The organism is Neptunomonas japonica DSM 18939 (assembly GCF_000422765.1).
GTDB classification, from domain to species: domain Bacteria; phylum Pseudomonadota; class Gammaproteobacteria; order Pseudomonadales; family Balneatricaceae; genus Neptunomonas; species Neptunomonas japonica.
In genome coordinates this window covers 1-18,434 of record NZ_AUGR01000025.1, presented here as the reverse complement: position 1 = coordinate 18,434, position 18,434 = coordinate 1, and the positions used below count along the sequence as shown (strand labels likewise).

The following is an 18,434-nucleotide window of genomic DNA, read 5'->3' as shown; positions in this document are numbered from 1 at the left end:
GTTCTCTATACGAAAAAATGAGCCGGTATTTTACCGAATTTAGTGTTAGCAATATAGCGGATTCTTTAGGTACGTACGGCAGGCCCTAATGGCTCAACATGCTTATTAACAAGATGGGCTCGCCAAAATGAGTCAGGACACTGACTCAAAACTCGAGTAAGCACGCCAATAAACACAAAAGTAAACAGCAGCCGTGCCCATAAAACTCCAGAAAGGTCAGCGCCCAACACTGTCACTAATAACGTATCTTCGATAATGCTATGACAAAGAGCCAGGAGGCTCATTGAAGCGAATATATCTCGCTTAGCTACATGTCCTGCGCGAGCCTCTTTTATTAACAACCCCCCACCAAAAGATAACCCCAAGGTTACGCCCACTATAGTAATAGTCGTAGCTTCTCGCCCTATGCCTACTAAACGTAAAACGGGGCGCAGCAATAATGCCATTAAACGCTCTATACCGAGTATTTTTAAAACCTTTAATGCAGTCAGTAAGATTACGATAACAACTTGGATCATAATGAGGCCTTCTACTTGACTGATACCCCACGCTAATAAACCTGGCTCTGGGATCTCTGGCTGCCACATTAAGTTCATAGGTTCCTGCAAGAGATTAAAGAAGCTATAAAAGTGATGCATAATACAGCCTAGCAGCAAGCCACCTCCCACTCTTAGCAATAACGTAACACGTAGACGAACACCCGCTTGTTGCGCAATCCGTGCTTCAATAGGAAGGGCATGTGAGAGCAACATCAGAATAGATAATACGGTCACTTGCGCTACCGTGAGCACCTCTGCTTGCTGAGTATAAAAAAACACCAACATGCCACCATAGATGTTGGTTAACATAGTGGTCGCCCAAACAAACCCCATAGACTCAGGCAAACCCACACTATGCATTATCGGGCCAAGAACCATACCTAAATATTCAACAGCACCTAATTCTTGCAAAATTTTCACGACGACAATGACAGGAATCATCAATTTAAATAACGTAAAAGAAACTTGGAAGATGTCGCGGCCAAGCTCAGTAAAAAACAACTTCATACAATCACCCATAATTTGCTCGTCAAATATGACAGCGAGATGGCATTTTATCAAAAGACTAGTTTTAATTAATTTTATTACGCTCATTAGTTTTTATACTGTTTTTAAGTGAAGACCGTATAAAAACCAACCAGAGTATTGACTCTGATCCCTGTAACACTTTCATTGTTATCTGCAGGTAAGCCACTCAGCTTATCGAACTCTTTTAAAATGAATGGAGTCAACAATGAAAAGCTCTAATACTGCTTATTTACGCTTACCCTTTGAGTTTCCTATTAATGGAAGCATTCCTTATTGGGAGCCTAGTGTCACACATGATCTTTCGCAAGGTGCGTGGAGTAAAACCAATATTGAAGAACACATAGATCTTGCACAATGGCAAAGCTACCTCAGCGATTTACCTAGAGACCCTTATGTCGATACTCGCTGGAAACGAATGTCTTGGCTTTTTTTGGATGATAGCAACACATTACAAGTGTTACACGAATGTCCCATGGCTCAAGGCGGACAGTACAATGATGCGGCAACAATGGCAGACAAGCTACGTTATTACCCACCGCTACAAAAAGAGTTTCTTCAACGTAAAGACGTTCAAGAGTTTGTCAAAAATTGGGCAAGTCTTTGGAACATAGGCCCGCAAGAACCTATTTTAATGCAAATAAATGGCATAAGAGGTCAACAAGCACTAGACCCATTGCAAGGCCAAGGAATTCATCAGGACGGTAGCCAGTTTCTCAGTATTCTAGTGTTAAACCGCAACAACGTTGTGGGGGGAAGCAATGCTTTATATAAAGACAAAGCGGGAGAGCACACAATAACTGAAGTGACCCTAGAACCTGGAGAAATTCTTCACGTAAGAGATAATGAGGTATTCCATAATGTTTCACAAATACACCCTATTAACAATGATACCCCATTTGAAAGGTTCATTATTATTATCAATAGCCGATTTAATGATAAATTCCAAAATAAAATTCTTCAAGAGTATTATCCCAAAGCCATACTGAGCAACCATTAAATTGAACATAACCCCAATTTTACTGCTTGATACACAATTGAAAATATTTCAATTGTGTATCAAGCAATGCAAAAAAATCAACCCGCTAGATAAAACCAATAATAACTAGCCGCCCTTTCATTATTTAAATGAACCTTTGAAATAAAAACCTATCAATACATTACCTTTTTCCTAAAAGCTGTTTTACACTTAAGTCACACATGACTCAACCGTAGGCCGATAGCACTATGTTAAAAATTAAGAATTTGTTATCTGCAGTAACAATCGTTAGCGCCACGTTGGGCTTCACTTTATCTGTTCATTTTGCACATGCAGACACCTCAGAACGCCAACTATACTTACAAGCAAAAGCAGCCTTTGAAAAAAAGGACATGCCTTTAGCCGATAAACTAACGGCTCAACTGAAAAATTATCCTTTAGCCCCTTACTTACACACTAGACAGATCAAACGCGATATTGCCAAGCTTGACGATACATTCGTCAGCGGCTTCATCAATAAGCACAAAGCAACCCCGTTCGCTGATGACGTACAAAGCGCTAGATTAAACAACTTACTACGACAGAAAAAATGGAGCGCCTTTACTAAAGCCTATGCAGCATTTCCAATTAAAAGTCGTCGGTTCCAATGCCAATTAGGTAACGCCCAATTACAGCTTGGCCATAAGAAACAAGCGTTCGTGAGCGCTCAACGACTTTGGTTAGTTGGCTACTCTCAAAACTCAGCATGCGACCCTCTATTTGCGACATGGACGGCACAGGGAAAACTAACGTCTGCTTTAGCCTATCAACGTTTTTGGCTAGCTATACAAAAAAAGAACTTCGCATTAGCCAAATATTTAGCACGGTTTATTAGCAAGCCCGCCCATAAAAAGGAGAGCGCGCTTTTTTGGGCAGTTAAAGACAAACCTGATCTGGTCGAAAATGCGACACTCTTAAAAACAAAAACACCACAACACGGCATAATCGCAGCCTATGCTATCCGCCAAATTGCACGTGAGGATATCAATAAAGCTGCTAACTTATGGCTTCGCGACCGCGAGCGACTAACATTTAGCCAGGCAATTACTGATAAAACCAATTCCTATTTTGGTATGCGGTACGCCAAAGGGTTTCGTAGTAATGCCGTACAAATGTTAGCTAAACTTGACCCCAACTACTCTTATGGAAAGCTAACGGAATGGCGCATACGCTTAGAGCTTGCCAAACAGGACTGGAAAGACACGCTTACGCTAATAGATAAGCTCCCTGCTAATTTAAAAAGCGAGGGCCGCTGGGTTTACTGGAAAGAGACAGCAACGCATAGACTTAATCCTAAAAAGCACCAAGTCGACTATGGTGAAGTGATTAAAGAAAGAAGTTTTTACGGTTTTCTTGCCTCAGAAACAACCAACAGTCCTTTTTACTTAAACCATCGCCCTTCTGGTATTACTACTGCACATAAAAACAAACTAAGCGAGCTCGCAGCATTTAAACGAATAAAAGAGTTATTAGCACTGGACTATCAATATGCCGCACGTGTTGAGTGGAATCGCTTAAGCAAGCAGCTCTCAACCAACGACCAGCTGGCAATGGCTCACGTAGCTTATGATTGGGGTTGGTATGACCAGGCAATTCGTGGTGCAGCTCGCATTAAAGCATGGGATGACCTCGATATTCGTTTTGCTAACCCTCACAAATCCTTATTTGAAGAGCTTGCTAACGAGAGAGGAATCTACCAGACATGGGCCGTCGCTGTTGCTCGACAAGAAAGTGCTTGGCATCAGTACGCTCGTTCACGTGTAGGGGCACGCGGTCTCATGCAGCTAATGCCTGCTACAGCAAAAATGACAGCAAAGAAGTTTGATATTAAATACAGTGGTGTAAGTCAGTTGTTTACACCACGTACTAACATTTCATTGGGCACCGCATATTTAGCACAAGTGCTAGGTACATTTAATGGAAACCGTGTTTATGCTACAGCAGCTTATAATGCAGGCCCGCATCGTGTTAAAAAATGGTTAAAGGCGCGTAGTAATGTTCCTTTAGACGTGTGGATTGAAACAATCCCATTTGATGAGACGCGTAACTATGTGCAAAACGTTTTAGCATTTAGTGTTATTTATGACGTAATGGCCGCCAGGAATGCAAGCTTACTCAGCTCAGTTAAACCCGGCTCTTTGGCTCTTAGTAACGATATACAAACTAGTAAACCAACACTGTAAATGATTGATATTGGTGTCAACCTGACTGATAAGCGTTTTCGTAATGATATTGAAGACGTTATTCAACGCGCAAAAGCCGCGCATATTGGCGCAATGGTGGTAACAGGGACATCTTTATCATCATCTGAGCAGGCAGTGGCATTATGCCAACAATACCCCGAATACTTATACTCTACCGTAGGTATTCATCCTCACGACGCGTCTTCACTTAATGACCAAGTGCTTGCTGAACTGTTTACTCTTAGCCAACACCCCTGCGTTGTGGCTATCGGTGAAACAGGCCTCGATTTTAATCGTAACTTTTCAACACCTGACGAGCAGATACTGGCATTTAATCGTCAAATTGAATTAGCAAAAACCACAAGACTCCCACTCTTTCTGCATGATAGAGAAGCAACATCGACACAAATCAAAATACTTAAACCTTTCGCATCGCAATTAGAGGGCGCAGTTTTGCACTGCTTTACTGGCAATAAAGATGCCCTATTTAGTTATTTAGATTTAGGCTGTTATATTGGCATTACTGGGTGGATTTGCGACGAACGTAGAGGATTAGAGCTTAAGGCATTAATAAAAGAAATTCCTGATGATCGATTGCTCCTTGAAACCGACTCACCCTACCTACTTCCTAGAGATTTGCCTTTTAAAGCAAAAAAAGGGCGAAACGAGCCAGCCTTTCTTCAGCATATAGCATCAACTGTCGCCGCGCTAAGGCATACATCAATAGAGCAACTAGCCGCCCAAACCACAGTCAATACTCGCCGCCTTTTTTCTATATAACTTATAAACATACAGTTTCTACGCAAACCTATACCGTTAAAGCAACAAAGTGTTCTAGCTTATCAGCATCAAAAGGCCAATTTAACTCAGCTTGTGTATCTTCATTTTTAAAAACAGGAATACGCTCACCGTAACACTCAAGCAGTGCATCATCATAGGCAATATCAATAACATCCACCTGGTGACACTCGGGATTAAGACTTGCCACCAACAAAGCCTCTGCCACCTCACATAAATGACAACCTTGAGTCGTCAGAAAAACAAAATTTTGCATAACTTTCTTTATACCAATGTCTGTGTGATTTTCCATGCAGATTATGGCATCTCTGCTACCATTAATCATAAATGACACTCAGAATAGTTAAGCCTGAAGAGTTAAATTCGAACAACCTCTAATCCACCTCTTTATAGTGACGCAGTCTATGAAGCCAAAAATCACACCTATCGACCATGAAGTTTCACTCAGTGACAATGAATTTATCGTCAGTAAAACTGACCAGAAAGGTTTAGTCACATACGTCAACCGAACATTTATGAGTACTGCAGGGTATCCTGAATCTGCCTTACTGGGAAAACAACACAACATCATTCGTCATCCAGATATGCCTAGAGGCACATTTAAACTGTTATGGGACACCTTACAAAAAGGGGATGAGTTTTTTGGTTATGTAAAAAATTTATGTAAAGACGGTAGCTACTACTGGGTATTTGCTAATGTCACACCCGATTATGATGCAAAGGGACAATTGCGCGGCTACTACTCCGTGAGAAGAAAACCCTTACGCCACGCTATCAACACTATGATCCCTATATATCAAAAAATGTTAGAAATAGAAAAAAAGAGTAACACTAAGGATGCAGCAGCCAATTCACTGGCCTACCTTAACGAAACCCTCGCATCGCTTAATACCACCTATCCACATTTAATGCTGAGTTTAAACGAGACTGAGGAGCAGGCATGAGCATTCGCAATCCACAGCAATCCGGTGTCAGCTCAGGCGCACCGTTCTTAGATGCCCGCGTTAAAGCATATTGCTTAAGCTTTATTGCTATATCACTTTGTAGCTCCTTCTATATTACCTATGCTTATGAAATAAATGCCATTTGGCTTATCCCTCCTATCCTAACTAGCTATATCGCTTACCGTTTACTAGTCAATACAGGTTATGTTTTTAGTGCTTTACAACAGATCCACCAAACACTGGAGCAAGCAAACAACGGAGAGTTCCATGCACGAATAACCCGTACAAAAAAACTAGGTGAAGTTGGAAAAGTAGCCTGGGAGGTTAATGATTTTCTCGACAAAGTAGAATCCTACTTTAAAGAAGTGGATTCTTGCTTCACCCATGTCGCACGAGGCGAATATGATAGGCCCGCATTACATAAAGGCCTACCTGGTCTACTAGAGCAATCTCTCAAAAACATTAATTTCGCTCTCCTTGAGATGAAAAAAGGCACTGAAACAGTTGCGGCTAATGCATTACATTCAGAGCTACACTCTTTAAATGGTAGGCACTTAATTACTAACCTGCGTCAAACACAAAATGACCTATTACAGATCAGCGAGGAGATGGAAAAGGTAGAGGCTATCGTCCAAGATAACGGTACCGCCGCCCAGCACAGCCAGCAATCTGTAAGTCAGATGGTAACCGCCCTTGATAATATATCGTCAACTATCAGCTCTATCGCGACGGTTGTCAGTAAACTTGGTGAAGATAGCGCTAAAATCACAGATTCTCTATCAATGATTACCGGTATCGCAGATCAAACCAACCTACTTGCACTCAACGCTGCTATTGAAGCGGCAAGAGCAGGAGAGCAGGGCCGTGGATTTGCGGTTGTAGCTGACGAAGTTAAAGCCCTTTCAAGACGCACCAAAGATGCAGCGGTTGAAGTTACGTCTACCATTACAGATTTCAGCGTACATGTTAACGAAATGATCGAGCAAGCAGAAAGTTCCAATAAGATGGCCGCAGAAGTTAGTGCTATAGTTTCAAGCTTTAAAACTCAGTTTGATACATTCGCAAGCGGTGCCAATGAAACCTTACGTGCGATAACGCATACGAAAAGCCAAGCATTTGGCTCCTTAGTAAAAGCAGATCATGTGATATTTAAACAGAATGGTTACATAGCTTTAGATCATTCAATGGACCGTCAAAACGAGATTGATGCAACGTCGGTGACTCATCACAACTGTCGCTTAGGCAAATGGTATTACGAAGGCGCTGGAGCAGAGTTCTTTAGCAATACAGCAGCCTACTCCAAACTGGAGGCTCCACATGCAGCGGTTCATTTAGCAATACAAAATGCTGTTGCCTTACGTGATTCTGATTGGGGCAACAATTCATCTATCCGACAAGAAATTGTGGACTCCATGGCACGGGCAGAAAATGAGAGTGACAAGATTCTGCAACATATTGACGCTATGATTGACGAGTATCATAATCATAGGCAAGGCTAAAGTTCTATCATCATTACTTGCAAGCCTCGTAGCGGCAAGGATATGCTGAACAGCAGTTCTGAATCGATCAAAGTTTAAATAGTTAACTGTAAATCTGAATAACGTCGAATCGACACCTAGGTAATAGCTGGGCAACACGCAGACTTTCAGCCAAAAAGGTAGTTTCATGGAAAAAAATAGTAACGACAAGCTTACGAATCCTCAAGAGTTCATCAACTACGTCAACCAGGAAACTCAAAAGCTCCTCTCAAGCTACACCAGCGCGGGTGGCGATGACGTATTTAGCCAATTCACACAGTCTTGGTCCGAGCTAGCAACGCGCTCTCTTGAAGACCCAACTGTTTGGATAAAGGCAATCACCGATTATCAGCAGGCTCAGATGAACATGTGGAAAAACATGCTATCCGGCCAAACGGGAGCAACACCGACTGCTGCCCCAGCACCAGGTGATCGTCGCTTTAATGCAGACGAGTGGTCAACAAACCCTATTTTCAGTCACATCAAACAATCTTACCTACTAGGTTCGGGCATGCTGCAGAACATGGCATCTAATGCCAACCTGTCTGAAAGCGAACAACGTAAGCTTGAGTTTTACACTCAACAGTATATAGATGCGATGTCTCCTACCAACTTTGCCATTACTAACCCTGAAGTATTACAACAGGCGCTGGACACAAAAGGTAAGAGTTTAGTAGACGGTCTGCAGAATTTGTTAGGCGATATCGAGAAAGGTCGTATCTCGATGACTGATGAAAGCGCCTTTGTACTGGGTGAGAACATCGCAACGTCTGAAGGTGCTGTTGTTTTTGAAAATGACATGTTCCAGCTTATTCAATATAAGCCATCTACTGAACAAGTATTTGAAAAGCCAACACTAATTGTTCCACCATGCATCAACAAGTTCTATATTCTTGATCTTCAAGAACACAATTCTTACGTTAAATACTGTGTTGATGAAGGGCAAACTGTTTTCTTAGTCTCTTGGATTAACCCAAGCATCGAGCAAGGCGATATCAGCTGGGATGATTATGTTGGTAAAGGTGTTATCGCTGCAATCGACAAGGTTAAAGAAATATCAGCTGTGCCTAAAATCAACGCTGTCGCTTGGTGTATCGGCGGAACTCTGCTTGCATCAGCTCTAGCCGTATTAGCACACCGTAAAGACACTAGCGTAGCATCTGCAACTTTCTTGACTACGCTGACAGACTTCCGTGACCCGGGTGATCTTTGCGTATTCTTAGATGAGCAACAAGTTAAGAAATTAGAAAACAAGGTTAATAACCAAGGTTATTTATCTGGTAAAGAGTTAGCGACATCGTTCAACATGCTGCGCTCTAACGACCTTATCTGGTCATATGTGGTGAACAACTACCTGAAAGGCCAGACACCCCCTCCATTTGATATCCTCTACTGGAATGGCGATTCAACTAACCTGCCAGCTGAGATGTACACTTACTACATCAACAATATGTACCTAGAAAATAAACTAGTTGAGAAAGATGCGCTAACAATGTGCGGGTCTCCAATTGATTTGGGTCGCATCAAAATTCCATGCTACTTTCTGTCGACTATTGACGACCATATTGCTCCATGGAAAGGTACTTTCACAGGCGCTGAAAACTTCAGTAATGTCGAATTTGTACTAGGTGGAAGCGGTCATGTTGCTGGGGTTATTAACCCCGCTTCTAAAAACCGCCGTAACTATTGGGTCAAAGGCGAACAAGGTAAAGGCTCTGATCATTGGCTAGAAACTGCTGAGCGTGTTGAAGGCTCTTGGTGGCCAAACTGGTCTGAGTGGCAGAAAAAACGTGGCGGCAAAAAAGTTGTTGCTCCTGCAGATTATGGGAACGCAGACAACAAAGTAATTGAAGCAGCCCCAGGACGTTTCGTAGCAGTGCGTATCGAATAAGGCTTTTTTGTAAAATAGCCTGTACCATTAAAAGCCTCTGCTCTGCAGAGGCTTTTTGCTTTCTAGCATCATAAGCAACATTTAAAACTAATAGCCTGAACCCACACCTTAAGAGAACTCATCTGTGACACTGTACCGTACTTGGATGGAAGTCAAAGCCCTTCTTGCTCTTGGCTTTCCCATTATGCTGACACAAATTGCCCAAGCGTCTATGGGCTTTGTTGATACACTGGTCGCTGGGCAATACAGCACTTTGGACTTAGCAGCTGTCGCACTCGGTTCGAGCATTTGGTTACCTATTTACCTCGCTGCAACAGGCATTCTCATGGCAACGACACCTTTAGTTGCCTTTGCCTCAGGCTCTAAAACAACAAACGGTGTTCTCAGTATTTTCAGGCAGGGAATATGGGTTGCAATCACCCTAGGCATCATTAGCGTATTTATACTTAACTCCACAACATGGATACTTGATTTCATGAGAGTGGAAGCATCTTTAGCAGCAAAAACGCAAGAATATCTTCAGGCAATTTCTTGGGGTTTTCCTGCGCTGCTGCTCTATCAATTACTGAGGAGTTATTTTGAGGGCCTAGGCAAAACACGCCCTGCAATGCGGATTGCATTTCTTGCTCTTGTTCTCAATATCCCTCTTAATTACTTATTTGTTTTTGGTAAATTAGGCTTCCCAGAATTAGGGGCTGCAGGGTGCGGCTGGGCCAGCGCATTAGTAATGTGGGTAATGCTAGCTTGTGGTTTAGCTGCTATTCAACGCAACCCTCTACTACAACTGCCAAATGAAACAAACCCTCGCTGGCTAGATATTCAGGAATTGCTTAATTACCTGAAATTAGGCATTCCCATGGGTTTTGCTATTTTAATCGAAACCAGCATGTTTTCTGTTATCGCACTATTACTCGCGCCACTAGGCACGCTCGTTGTTTCTGCCCATCAAATAACAATGACATTTTCTGGGTTAATATTCATGATTCCACTGAGCATAGCCATGGCTTGCACTATTCGAGTAGGCCAATTATCGGGCGCAAACGAGCCTAAAAGCGCCTGGTTTAGCGCAAAAGTTGCCGTATTGGTAACGACAAGTATTGCTCTATTTACCAGCATCACCATTTGGCTACTTGCTACTAACATTGCTCAGATATTTACATCAGAGCCCTACTTAATCGAGCTTGCCGCAAGCTTACTCTTAATAGCCGCTCTCTTTGAAATATCTGATGCACTTCAGGTTACAGCTGCAGGCGCTCTACGCGGTTATAAAGATACGAGTATCCCGCTGCTCATAGTGTTTATTGCATACTGGGTTATAGGCTTACCACTGGGTTATATTCTTGGCTTAACTGATTTACTTCTACCCGCAATGGGAGCAGCCGGATTCTGGTACGGATTGCTAATAGGGCTATCAGTGTCTGCTGTATTATTGATTGTAAGGCTAAAGAGAGTCGCTCAACATGCGCATATATAGCGCATGTTTTTACAGTATTTTTTTACTGCTACTCAGCGCTTGCAGTAACGAAACGCCTGAACGACAACTCATGCACACTTATATCAAACGTGTTGCGAATGTACTTGGCGAAGAGGTAAAAGATCCCCTCCCAACCAGCCTATTACCTGCACTGCCTCCACAAAAACTTCGTCATCAAGCAACCACAGATATTAGAGAAGGCATGCTCGATGTACTTGATTTTAGTTACTGTGAGTTGCTGCCCTTAATTGCATCAAGAAATAGCTCACTTGGAATAGTCGCACAACCATCCCAACGACTAATCTACGAAATAAAATTTTATCGTAAACTTACAAAATGCTTATCTCTTCTTGAAAAAGATCCGGCACTAGACAGCGAGCTAAAGGCACGCATAAAAAATGTATATGCAATAAAAACTCAAAACCTACCCAAAGTAATCTGGAATGCGCTATACACTGGACAAGAAATCGAGGTTTCGCTTGCACTCAACCTCCCCCCTTTTCCTTTACAGGAATCGAATCACAGCGAAACCCTAAGGGCATTTCATAGGCTTCATTCAATAATCAACATATTGAATAGAGATCACTCAGCCGGTCAATTCTCTATAAAAAACGTAGAAGAAAGTTACGCTGCTATTTATCACAACCCACTTGGCACACCGCTGTTAAAATCTCTCTTATTACTAGAGACTACTTTCAATGAAGTAGCCGCGACCATTAACTCCAGATTATTACGCAGACCATTTTGCTTTCCTGGTATGCAAAACCCACAGGCAGATATCTTGAAAAACATATTTACCGAATATTATGCACGCCAAATCCAGCCTTACATGAGCAAGACGCATCGTATTGGAGAACAATGGTTTAACCTTCATGAGATGGCAATGAAGAAGCTACCAACCCCCGAAAATATTGAACCCTATGTTGCTCAGGTTTTTTTGAAAGATTCCGATAACAGCATATGGAAGCGTTACACTGCCGCACGAGATAAGCACACTCAAGCTTGGCTAACCATTCTTAAACAATGCAAATTAATGCCAACTCGTTCTAACTAAATAGCTTTCACCTTGAAAAAAGCACATTCTTCTACCATGCTGCATGCATTATTCCTGCGCCATAAGGTTAGCCGTGCTTAATAACCGCTTTTACATCGCTGAAAAAAGACGGTCCAAGTCATTAAAAGCAAACAGTTTAGTTTATGCATGTATTACCTTACTCTGCTTAACCGCGTCCATGTTTGCTTTGAGCGATATAAGTATCCGGCTCAGCAATGCTTATATTCAAAAGCTCGGGGATAAGTACGGTGCTAAAGCAGAGCTGCGCTTACAAGCATGGCAAAACTTAATTGTCGATATAGCCGATATGCCCGAAAAGGAAAAGCTAAAACAGGTAAACGATTTTTTTAACCAAGTACGGTTTTTAGACGATATTAAGCATTGGGGAAAAAAGGATTACTGGGCAACACCCGTGGAGTTTCTCATCAGTAATGGTGGCGATTGTGAAGACTTCTCTATTGCAAAATATTACACCCTCAAAGAAGTAGGTGTGGATATCACCAAGCTCAGCATATCCTACGTTAAAGCATTAAAATTAAACCAGGCTCATATGGTGCTTACTTACTACGAAAACCCTAGCGCTATGCCGGTTGTGCTTGATAATTTAATCCCAGAAATAAAACCAGCCTCACAAAGAACTGACCTTTTGCATGTATATAGCTTTAATGGTGATAATTTATGGCTATCTAAGAAAGGCCGAAGAACCACTCTGGTGGGTACATCAGACCGTCTGGGCCCATGGGTACAGTTAAAATCAAGACTAGAGAATAACCGTGTTAATGTTAATTAATTTAGAACCAAGGAGCGCTATATGTCATTACTCAATCAACTAATTGCTGCGGTTTTTGCCGTACTGATTGGCTTGGTGTCTGGCACTCTATATATCATGTCCGACAGCTCAAAAGAGATGCTATCTCACCAGCTTGAGTCTCACGGTCAGGATACTGCTACACACTTAGGCTTGTATCTTGCCCCATATATAGGAAAGAAAGATACAGCAACAATAGAGACCACTATCAATGCTATTTTTGATAGTGGTTTCTATCAAAAGATTGAAGTGCTCGATGAGCAAGGAAACACCCTTTTTGCTTCAGGTGCGCCATCGCCTACCCCTGAAAGCGTGCCTAGCTGGTTTTTGCGCCTCGTACAGTTTACGCCACCGTCAATGGAGCGCGAAATTAGTCATCAATGGCGCAAGGTCGGCAAGGTAAAAGTACAAGGCCGCGCAGGGTATGCATACGAACAACTATGGAAAGGCGCCGAAAAAACACTACTCTGGTTTATATCATTATCCCTTATTGCGGTCTTCTCACTCAGCTACCTACTTAGATTCATCCTACGCCCTCTTAAAGGTGTTGCAGAACAAGCAGCGGCCTTATCCGAGCGAAAGTATGTTGAACAAAAGCACATTCCCAAAACACAGGAACTAAAAGTTGTCGTAGAAGCGATGAACAGAATGGTACGTCGCGTACAACGCACTTTTGATGAGCAAACCCGCAACATAGAAGACTTACGCAAAACCGCCTATCAAGACAATTTAACAGGCCTCGCAAATCAACGATCAACCCAAGCACAACTAAGTGATTGGCTTGATTACCGCAAAGATTTTGGGCCCGCAACTTGTCTTTACCTACATATCCCTAATTTACACGCACTCAACGAAAAAATTGGTGAGGAAAACGCTAACAATTTTTTACGCTATATAGGAGCACAGCTCTCTGACCTAGCGACGCAATATCAGCCACATATTATAGGTCGACTTTCTGGAGCAGACTTCATTGCCCTGCTTCCTATCACTGATGAAGAAACCATTAAGCGAACTATTAATCAGATTAATGAATCAATCAATATTAGAGCTAATTTTCAAGACGTTTCACCAAACCACATACCTGCGCACATATCGGTAACACAAAGTAACGAAAACACATCGGCGGCGCAGCTCTTGTCAGAAGCGCGTATATTGGTAAAACAAGCTACAACAGAGAACATAAGCATAAAATACCCTGAGCAATTCTCTGGTACGCAAGCTGCTTCAAGTTCATGGCAGGCCCATGTAGCCAATGCCATTAACACTAAACAGGTATTTCTTCAGTTCCAGGTCGTCATTTCAAGTGAGGATGACCGTGTTCTGCAGCGCGAACTGCTTGCACGTATTCTCAATAGAGAGAACATGCCTTGCTCAGCTGTTGAATTTATTCAGGTCGTAAAGGAACTAGGGTTAATTGAAGCACTGGATAAAGCGGTATTAGAACGCGCTATTGATTATATTCAACACAATCCAAAATGCCCACCACTGACCGTCAACTTCAGCCAACAAGCCATTCACTCAGAAAACTTTACAGCATGGATAAGGAAACAATTAAGCAGGCATAACCTGAAAGGCCGACTCAACATTGAAATTAATGAAACAGCCGTACTTAACGACATAGATCATATCGTTGAATTTAGAGACCTCTTAAAACAAAGCGGTGTTGGCTTTGGTGTTGATAATTTCGGTATTCATCCCAGCGGCTTTAGCTACCTATACGCAGTCCAGCCTGACTATATCAAAATAGATGGATCTCTCAGCCGTGAGATTGATAACAGTGCTGAGGACCGCTTCTTTATAAGCAGCCTAATTACAGCCGCTCACAGCTTAGGCATTCAAGCATATGCGGAACGTATTGAACGGGAAAGCCAAACAGAGCAACTGAATCAACTTAATATTGATGGCTCTCAAGGCTTTTTGCATGGCAGACCAGAAGCATTAGTTTGAAGCGGCACAGTGCTACTCGTAACCGCTTAGCCATCTAGAAAGGTTAGTTAAATCCATTGCTCCAGCCTGGCGAGCTACCTCTACACCACCCTTCAACACAAGCAAGGTTGGAATACTGCGAATAGAGTAGCGCGCTGCAAGCGCCTGCTCTACTTCAGTGTTAACTTTAACAAACCTAAAACGCGGCTCTAACTGTTTTGCTGCCTGCTCAAAAACGGGCGCCATCATTTTACATGGGCCACACCAAGACGCCCAAAAGTCGATCACAACGGGTATATCACTTGACTTAACAAGCTTATCAAACTGAGCCATTGTTAACTCAACTGGAACACCTTGAAAAAGTGATACACGGCAACGACCGCAGACCGGTTTAGCTGTAAGTTTTTCTATAGGAACACGGTTGGGTGTTTGGCAAGAGGGGCATGAAATTAATTTAATTTGAGACATAAAACACCTTATATATTAGCTAGTAACTATATAAGGTGCTTTGGAAGGATTACAAGGTGTGGCTTATCGTTTATTCAACGCGACCAACTGATCCAGTTTATTATGCAAGCGATCAGCTTTCTCAGTCTCACGCTGCTGTTTTTCTTTTTCACGCTGCTGTTCACGGCGATGCTGATGAAACTCTTTTAGCTTACCTTTGGCATGCTCCGCTTCTTCAGCTGTAACTTGTCCCTGACCTTCGCCCTGCAAGTTAACCCTATCAACACCTTCCTGCAAGGATCGAAAATATTGTGGAGAACGGACATAAGATGCCAGAGCTCTTTTAATTTTGTTTTTTGCAACTTTATCATCAGTGATCAAGTCATCTTGAATACCAATCTTCAGAGGCCGTACGTTGTCACGATTAAAAACCTGAGGGTATGTTTCCATTAAAAGCTGAAGTGCAGCCTGATTTGCGGCTCTATTTTTCGCTTTACTTTTACTTTTTGGTATCACTACGTCGTTCACAACATTTCTCTCGATCACTTTGATATTCGAACAGCTTTTTTTAAGCTCTAAATTGCCAATCAACCGTTCGCACTCATCAACTACCCGCAACGTTTGCGTCACTGCGGCTTCAATATCGTTAGACACTATATCAGCTGCCTTTACGAATATAATAGCTGAATGTTTCATTTTCGCATTCATTGACCTGTTCAACCAGCTCATGCCCAAGAAATGTACAGAACTTGGGTATATCACGCTGAGTAGATGGATCTGTTGCTAAAACCAACAACACCTCACCTATCTCTATTTCACGCACCTTGTTATGCAACATCATTACTGGTTCAGGACAATACAAGCCCTTAGCATCCAATAAATGATCTTCTTTGATACCAACCATTTCACATCTCGATCTATAAACAGACCTATTATCTCAAATAAAGCACAGCAGTGAAAGCTGGTACTTGCCAAAGTATGAGTTTGTGATTTTCCAGACAAGGTTTATGCTTAAAGAATAGCGATGAATTAAGAGGGAACAACTATGATTAAAGTAATAATTGAGCGTCATATCGCTGATGAATTAGGTGAACATTACGAAAAGACAGCGAGAGCCACCTTACAAAAAGCAATGCAAGCGCACGGCTTCATCTCAGGCGAAGCCTTAAAAGACTTTAATGACCCTAACCACCAGATTGTTATTGCCAATTATAGAACGATCCATGACTGGCAACATTGGTTAGGTTCAGCTGAGCGTAAAGAGATGATGGAGCAAATTAGGCCAATGCTCGAGCGTGAAGAAAAATTCACCATTCTTGAGCACTAACAAGCAACCTGATGACTAAATTTTTTGATGTTATCAAGCATCATATCCATGGCATAACGCATATGCTCTAGCTGAGTAAACCCTGACGACTTTCGGGGCTTTAAGTCATGATTGCCATCTGCTAACCAGTTCAGCATCACAGCGGATGGCAACAAGTACTGTTGTACTTCATCTTTAGTCCCCATAGGGTCTCTTTCGCCCTGAAACACACATAACGGTTTTGTTAAATCCCTCATATGATCAGCACGCGTAGTGAGCAACTTACCTACGGGATGGAAAGGGTAACCAAAAACAAAACAAGCAAGTGCAGACGAATCTTCTAATATCATTGAAGCAATTCGTCCTCCCATAGATTTGCCTGCCAAGAATAAGGGCACTGAGTCAGAAAACTCCTCAACAACTTCTTTATAAGCATCTATTAGCTTATCAGCCCTGTTTGGTGGCCTTTTCTTGCCATCAATACGCCTTTGTTGCATATATGGAAATTCAAATCTCACAACTTGCACACCGTTACCCGCCAAGTACTTAGCAAGCTCTTCAAGAAACTCGCTTTGCATGCCTGCACCAGCACCGTGAGCCAAGATTACGCGACCTAAAATAGGCTCCCCATCAATTAATAGATCCAAAAAAATCACCTCAAAGAATAAAACGCTATCTCGCGCCATTGTAGGGCTTGATTTAGATCAAGCAAATGAGAGTTAAGAAACAATAAAAGCACGCCTAAAGTAGCAGAAGAAAACTCAATTTACCGCCAAAGTACATAATAGACAATTGTAGAACAGCTCTCATTAGAATATTTATTTTAAATAAAATCAATAAGATAGAAGCAGCACAGAGAAAAAACTAATCTACATATACAATATATTTACCAACCGTTTTATGCGACAATGCGCCACACTCAACGCCTGAACCTCGTTGAAAACACAAGGCTATTCCAAGATAATTGCCTGTGGAACTGTACTATCAAACCAAGCTTTTGGATGAGAGCCTGACATGAGCACTGTAACTGAACACCCAACTTATAATTACAAGGTTGTGCGCCAGTTCGCCATTATGACGGTGATATGGGGTATCGTCGGAATGACAGTTGGCGTCTTAATTGCCGCACAACTTGTATGGCCGGCACTAAACTTTGACACATCATGGTTATCCTACGGGCGTTTACGTCCGTTACACACCAATGCGGTTATATTCGCATTTGGTGGATCAGCGTTGTTTGCTACATCTTATTATGTAGTTCAACGTACCTGCCAGACGCGCCTATTTTCAGACGGTCTTGCGGCCTTCACGTTCTGGGGATGGCAGTCCGTTATTCTTTTAGCAGCAATAACCCTACCTATGGGTTTAACGTCTTCTAAAGAATACGCTGAACTAGAATGGCCAATTGACATATTGCTTGCTGTTGTATGGGTTTCCTATGCAATCGTATTCCTTGGTACTGTCAAGAACCGTAAAACCTCGCACATCTATGTAGGTAACTGGTTCTATATGGCCTTTATTATCACTGTAGCGGTTCTACATATTGTTAACAGCATGGCTATGCCTGTTTCTATGTGGAAATCTTACTCGCTATACCCAGGCGCTGTTGATGCCATGGTACAGTGGTGGTACGGCCATAACGCAGTAGGGTTCTTCCTGACTGCAGGTTTCTTAGGCATGATGTACTACTTCGTACCTAAGCAATCAGAGCGTCCAATTTACTCTTACCGCCTATCGATCGTGCATTTCTGGGCTCTGATTGCTACTTACATGTGGGCTGGTGGTCATCACCTTCACTATACTGCATTACCAGATTGGACTCAGTCTGTAGCAATGGTTATGTCTTTGATTCTATTAGCTCCGTCTTGGGGCGGCATGATCAATGGTATGATGACACTGTCTGGTGCATGGCATAAGCTACGTACAGACCCGATACTTCGTTTCTTAGTTGTGTCTCTGTCCTTCTACGGTATGTCTACCTTCGAAGGCCCTATGATGGCCATT

Annotated in this window: 18 protein-coding genes; 12 read left to right on the top strand and 6 right to left on the bottom strand. The window is 42.3% G+C overall.

The features are described from left to right. Nucleotides 1–65: 65 nt before the first annotated feature. Nucleotides 66–1,046, bottom strand: a complete 981-nt coding sequence (locus tag G511_RS0115470; RefSeq protein WP_028470445.1) for a hypothetical protein — start codon at nt 1,044–1,046, stop codon at nt 66–68. A gap of 226 nt (nt 1,047–1,272) precedes the next feature. Here G511_RS0115470 and G511_RS23110 point away from each other — a divergent pair, with 226 nt between their 5' ends. From G511_RS23110 to G511_RS0115455, 3 genes are all read left to right on the top strand, one after another. Further along, on the top strand, nt 1,273–2,064 hold the full coding sequence (locus G511_RS23110; RefSeq protein WP_051222122.1) for a 2OG-Fe dioxygenase family protein: 792 nt from the start codon (nt 1,273–1,275) through the stop codon (nt 2,062–2,064). 227 nt (nt 2,065–2,291) lie between these two features. Further along, nucleotides 2,292–4,265 (top strand): transglycosylase SLT domain-containing protein, encoded by a 1,974-nt coding sequence (locus G511_RS0115460; protein ID WP_028470444.1) that lies wholly within the window; start codon nt 2,292–2,294, stop codon nt 4,263–4,265. Then, a complete protein-coding gene (locus G511_RS0115455) occupies nt 4,266–5,045 on the top strand; it encodes a TatD family hydrolase (protein WP_028470443.1) in 780 nt (259 codons plus the stop codon). A gap of 28 nt (nt 5,046–5,073) precedes the next feature. On the opposite strand, the gene G511_RS0115450 is transcribed toward G511_RS0115455, so the two are convergent. Then, on the bottom strand, nt 5,074–5,319 hold the full coding sequence (locus G511_RS0115450) for a glutaredoxin family protein (RefSeq protein WP_028470442.1): 246 nt from the start codon (nt 5,317–5,319) through the stop codon (nt 5,074–5,076). 148 nt (nt 5,320–5,467) lie between these two features. On the opposite strand from G511_RS0115450, the gene G511_RS0115445 reads away from it, so the two are divergent. The 7 genes from G511_RS0115445 to G511_RS0115415 all read left to right on the top strand — a co-directional run bounded on the left by G511_RS0115445 (nt 5,468) and on the right by G511_RS0115415 (nt 14,698). Beyond that, complete coding sequence (locus G511_RS0115445; protein WP_028470441.1) at nt 5,468–6,007, top strand: PAS domain-containing protein; 540 nt, start codon at nt 5,468–5,470, stop codon at nt 6,005–6,007. Then, nucleotides 6,004–7,506 carry a methyl-accepting chemotaxis protein gene (locus G511_RS0115440; RefSeq protein WP_028470440.1) on the top strand — a complete coding sequence of 501 codons (1,503 nt, stop codon included), beginning with the start codon at nt 6,004–6,006 and terminating at the stop codon, nt 7,504–7,506. The genes G511_RS0115445 and G511_RS0115440 overlap by 4 nt, the downstream gene beginning before the upstream one ends. Nucleotides 7,507–7,672: 166 nt before the next feature. Beyond that, the gene (locus G511_RS0115435; protein ID WP_028470439.1) at nt 7,673–9,415 is read left to right on the top strand and encodes a PHA/PHB synthase family protein; all 1,743 of its coding nucleotides are present in this window, start codon (nt 7,673–7,675) and stop codon (nt 9,413–9,415) included. Between the two features lie 124 nt (nt 9,416–9,539). After that, nucleotides 9,540–10,889, top strand: coding sequence for an MATE family efflux transporter (locus tag G511_RS0115430; RefSeq protein ID WP_028470438.1), 1,350 nt, complete (start codon nt 9,540–9,542; stop codon nt 10,887–10,889). A gap of 70 nt (nt 10,890–10,959) precedes the next feature. After that, nucleotides 10,960–11,943, top strand: coding sequence for a DUF3080 family protein (locus tag G511_RS0115425; protein WP_169565788.1), 984 nt, complete (start codon nt 10,960–10,962; stop codon nt 11,941–11,943). A 73-nt stretch (nt 11,944–12,016) separates the two neighbouring features. Beyond that, nucleotides 12,017–12,733, top strand: coding sequence for a transglutaminase-like cysteine peptidase (locus tag G511_RS0115420; protein WP_342664802.1), 717 nt, complete (start codon nt 12,017–12,019; stop codon nt 12,731–12,733). Between the two features lie 21 nt (nt 12,734–12,754). Beyond that, nucleotides 12,755–14,698 carry a bifunctional diguanylate cyclase/phosphodiesterase gene (locus G511_RS0115415; RefSeq protein WP_028470435.1) on the top strand — a complete coding sequence of 648 codons (1,944 nt, stop codon included), beginning with the start codon at nt 12,755–12,757 and terminating at the stop codon, nt 14,696–14,698. Between the two features lie 12 nt (nt 14,699–14,710). Here G511_RS0115415 and trxC read toward each other — a convergent pair whose 3' ends face one another. The 3 genes from trxC to tusA form a co-directional block, all read right to left on the bottom strand. After that, entirely contained in the window at nt 14,711–15,145 is a 435-nt protein-coding gene (gene trxC / locus G511_RS0115410; protein WP_028470434.1) for a thioredoxin TrxC, read from the bottom strand. Nucleotides 15,146–15,208: 63 nt separating this feature from the next. Then, nucleotides 15,209–15,778, bottom strand: a complete 570-nt coding sequence (locus G511_RS23105; RefSeq protein ID WP_028470433.1) for a ProQ/FINO family protein — start codon at nt 15,776–15,778, stop codon at nt 15,209–15,211. A 4-nt stretch (nt 15,779–15,782) separates the two neighbouring features. Further along, a complete protein-coding gene (gene tusA, locus G511_RS0115400; protein ID WP_028470432.1) occupies nt 15,783–16,028 on the bottom strand; it encodes a sulfurtransferase TusA in 246 nt (81 codons plus the stop codon). A gap of 141 nt (nt 16,029–16,169) precedes the next feature. Here tusA and G511_RS0115395 point away from each other — a divergent pair, with 141 nt between their 5' ends. Then, nucleotides 16,170–16,451, top strand: a complete 282-nt coding sequence (locus tag G511_RS0115395; RefSeq protein WP_028470431.1) for an antibiotic biosynthesis monooxygenase family protein — start codon at nt 16,170–16,172, stop codon at nt 16,449–16,451. On the opposite strand, the gene G511_RS23100 is transcribed toward G511_RS0115395, so the two are convergent. Further along, nucleotides 16,448–17,077 (bottom strand): alpha/beta family hydrolase, encoded by a 630-nt coding sequence (locus G511_RS23100; RefSeq protein WP_036552219.1) that lies wholly within the window; start codon nt 17,075–17,077, stop codon nt 16,448–16,450. The two genes, G511_RS0115395 and G511_RS23100, sit on opposite strands and share 4 nt — an antisense overlap. A 367-nt stretch (nt 17,078–17,444) precedes the next feature. Here G511_RS23100 and G511_RS0115385 point away from each other — a divergent pair. Next, nucleotides 17,445–18,434 (top strand): cbb3-type cytochrome c oxidase subunit I (locus tag G511_RS0115385; protein WP_028470430.1); only part of this gene is annotated, 990 nt, incomplete at its 3' end.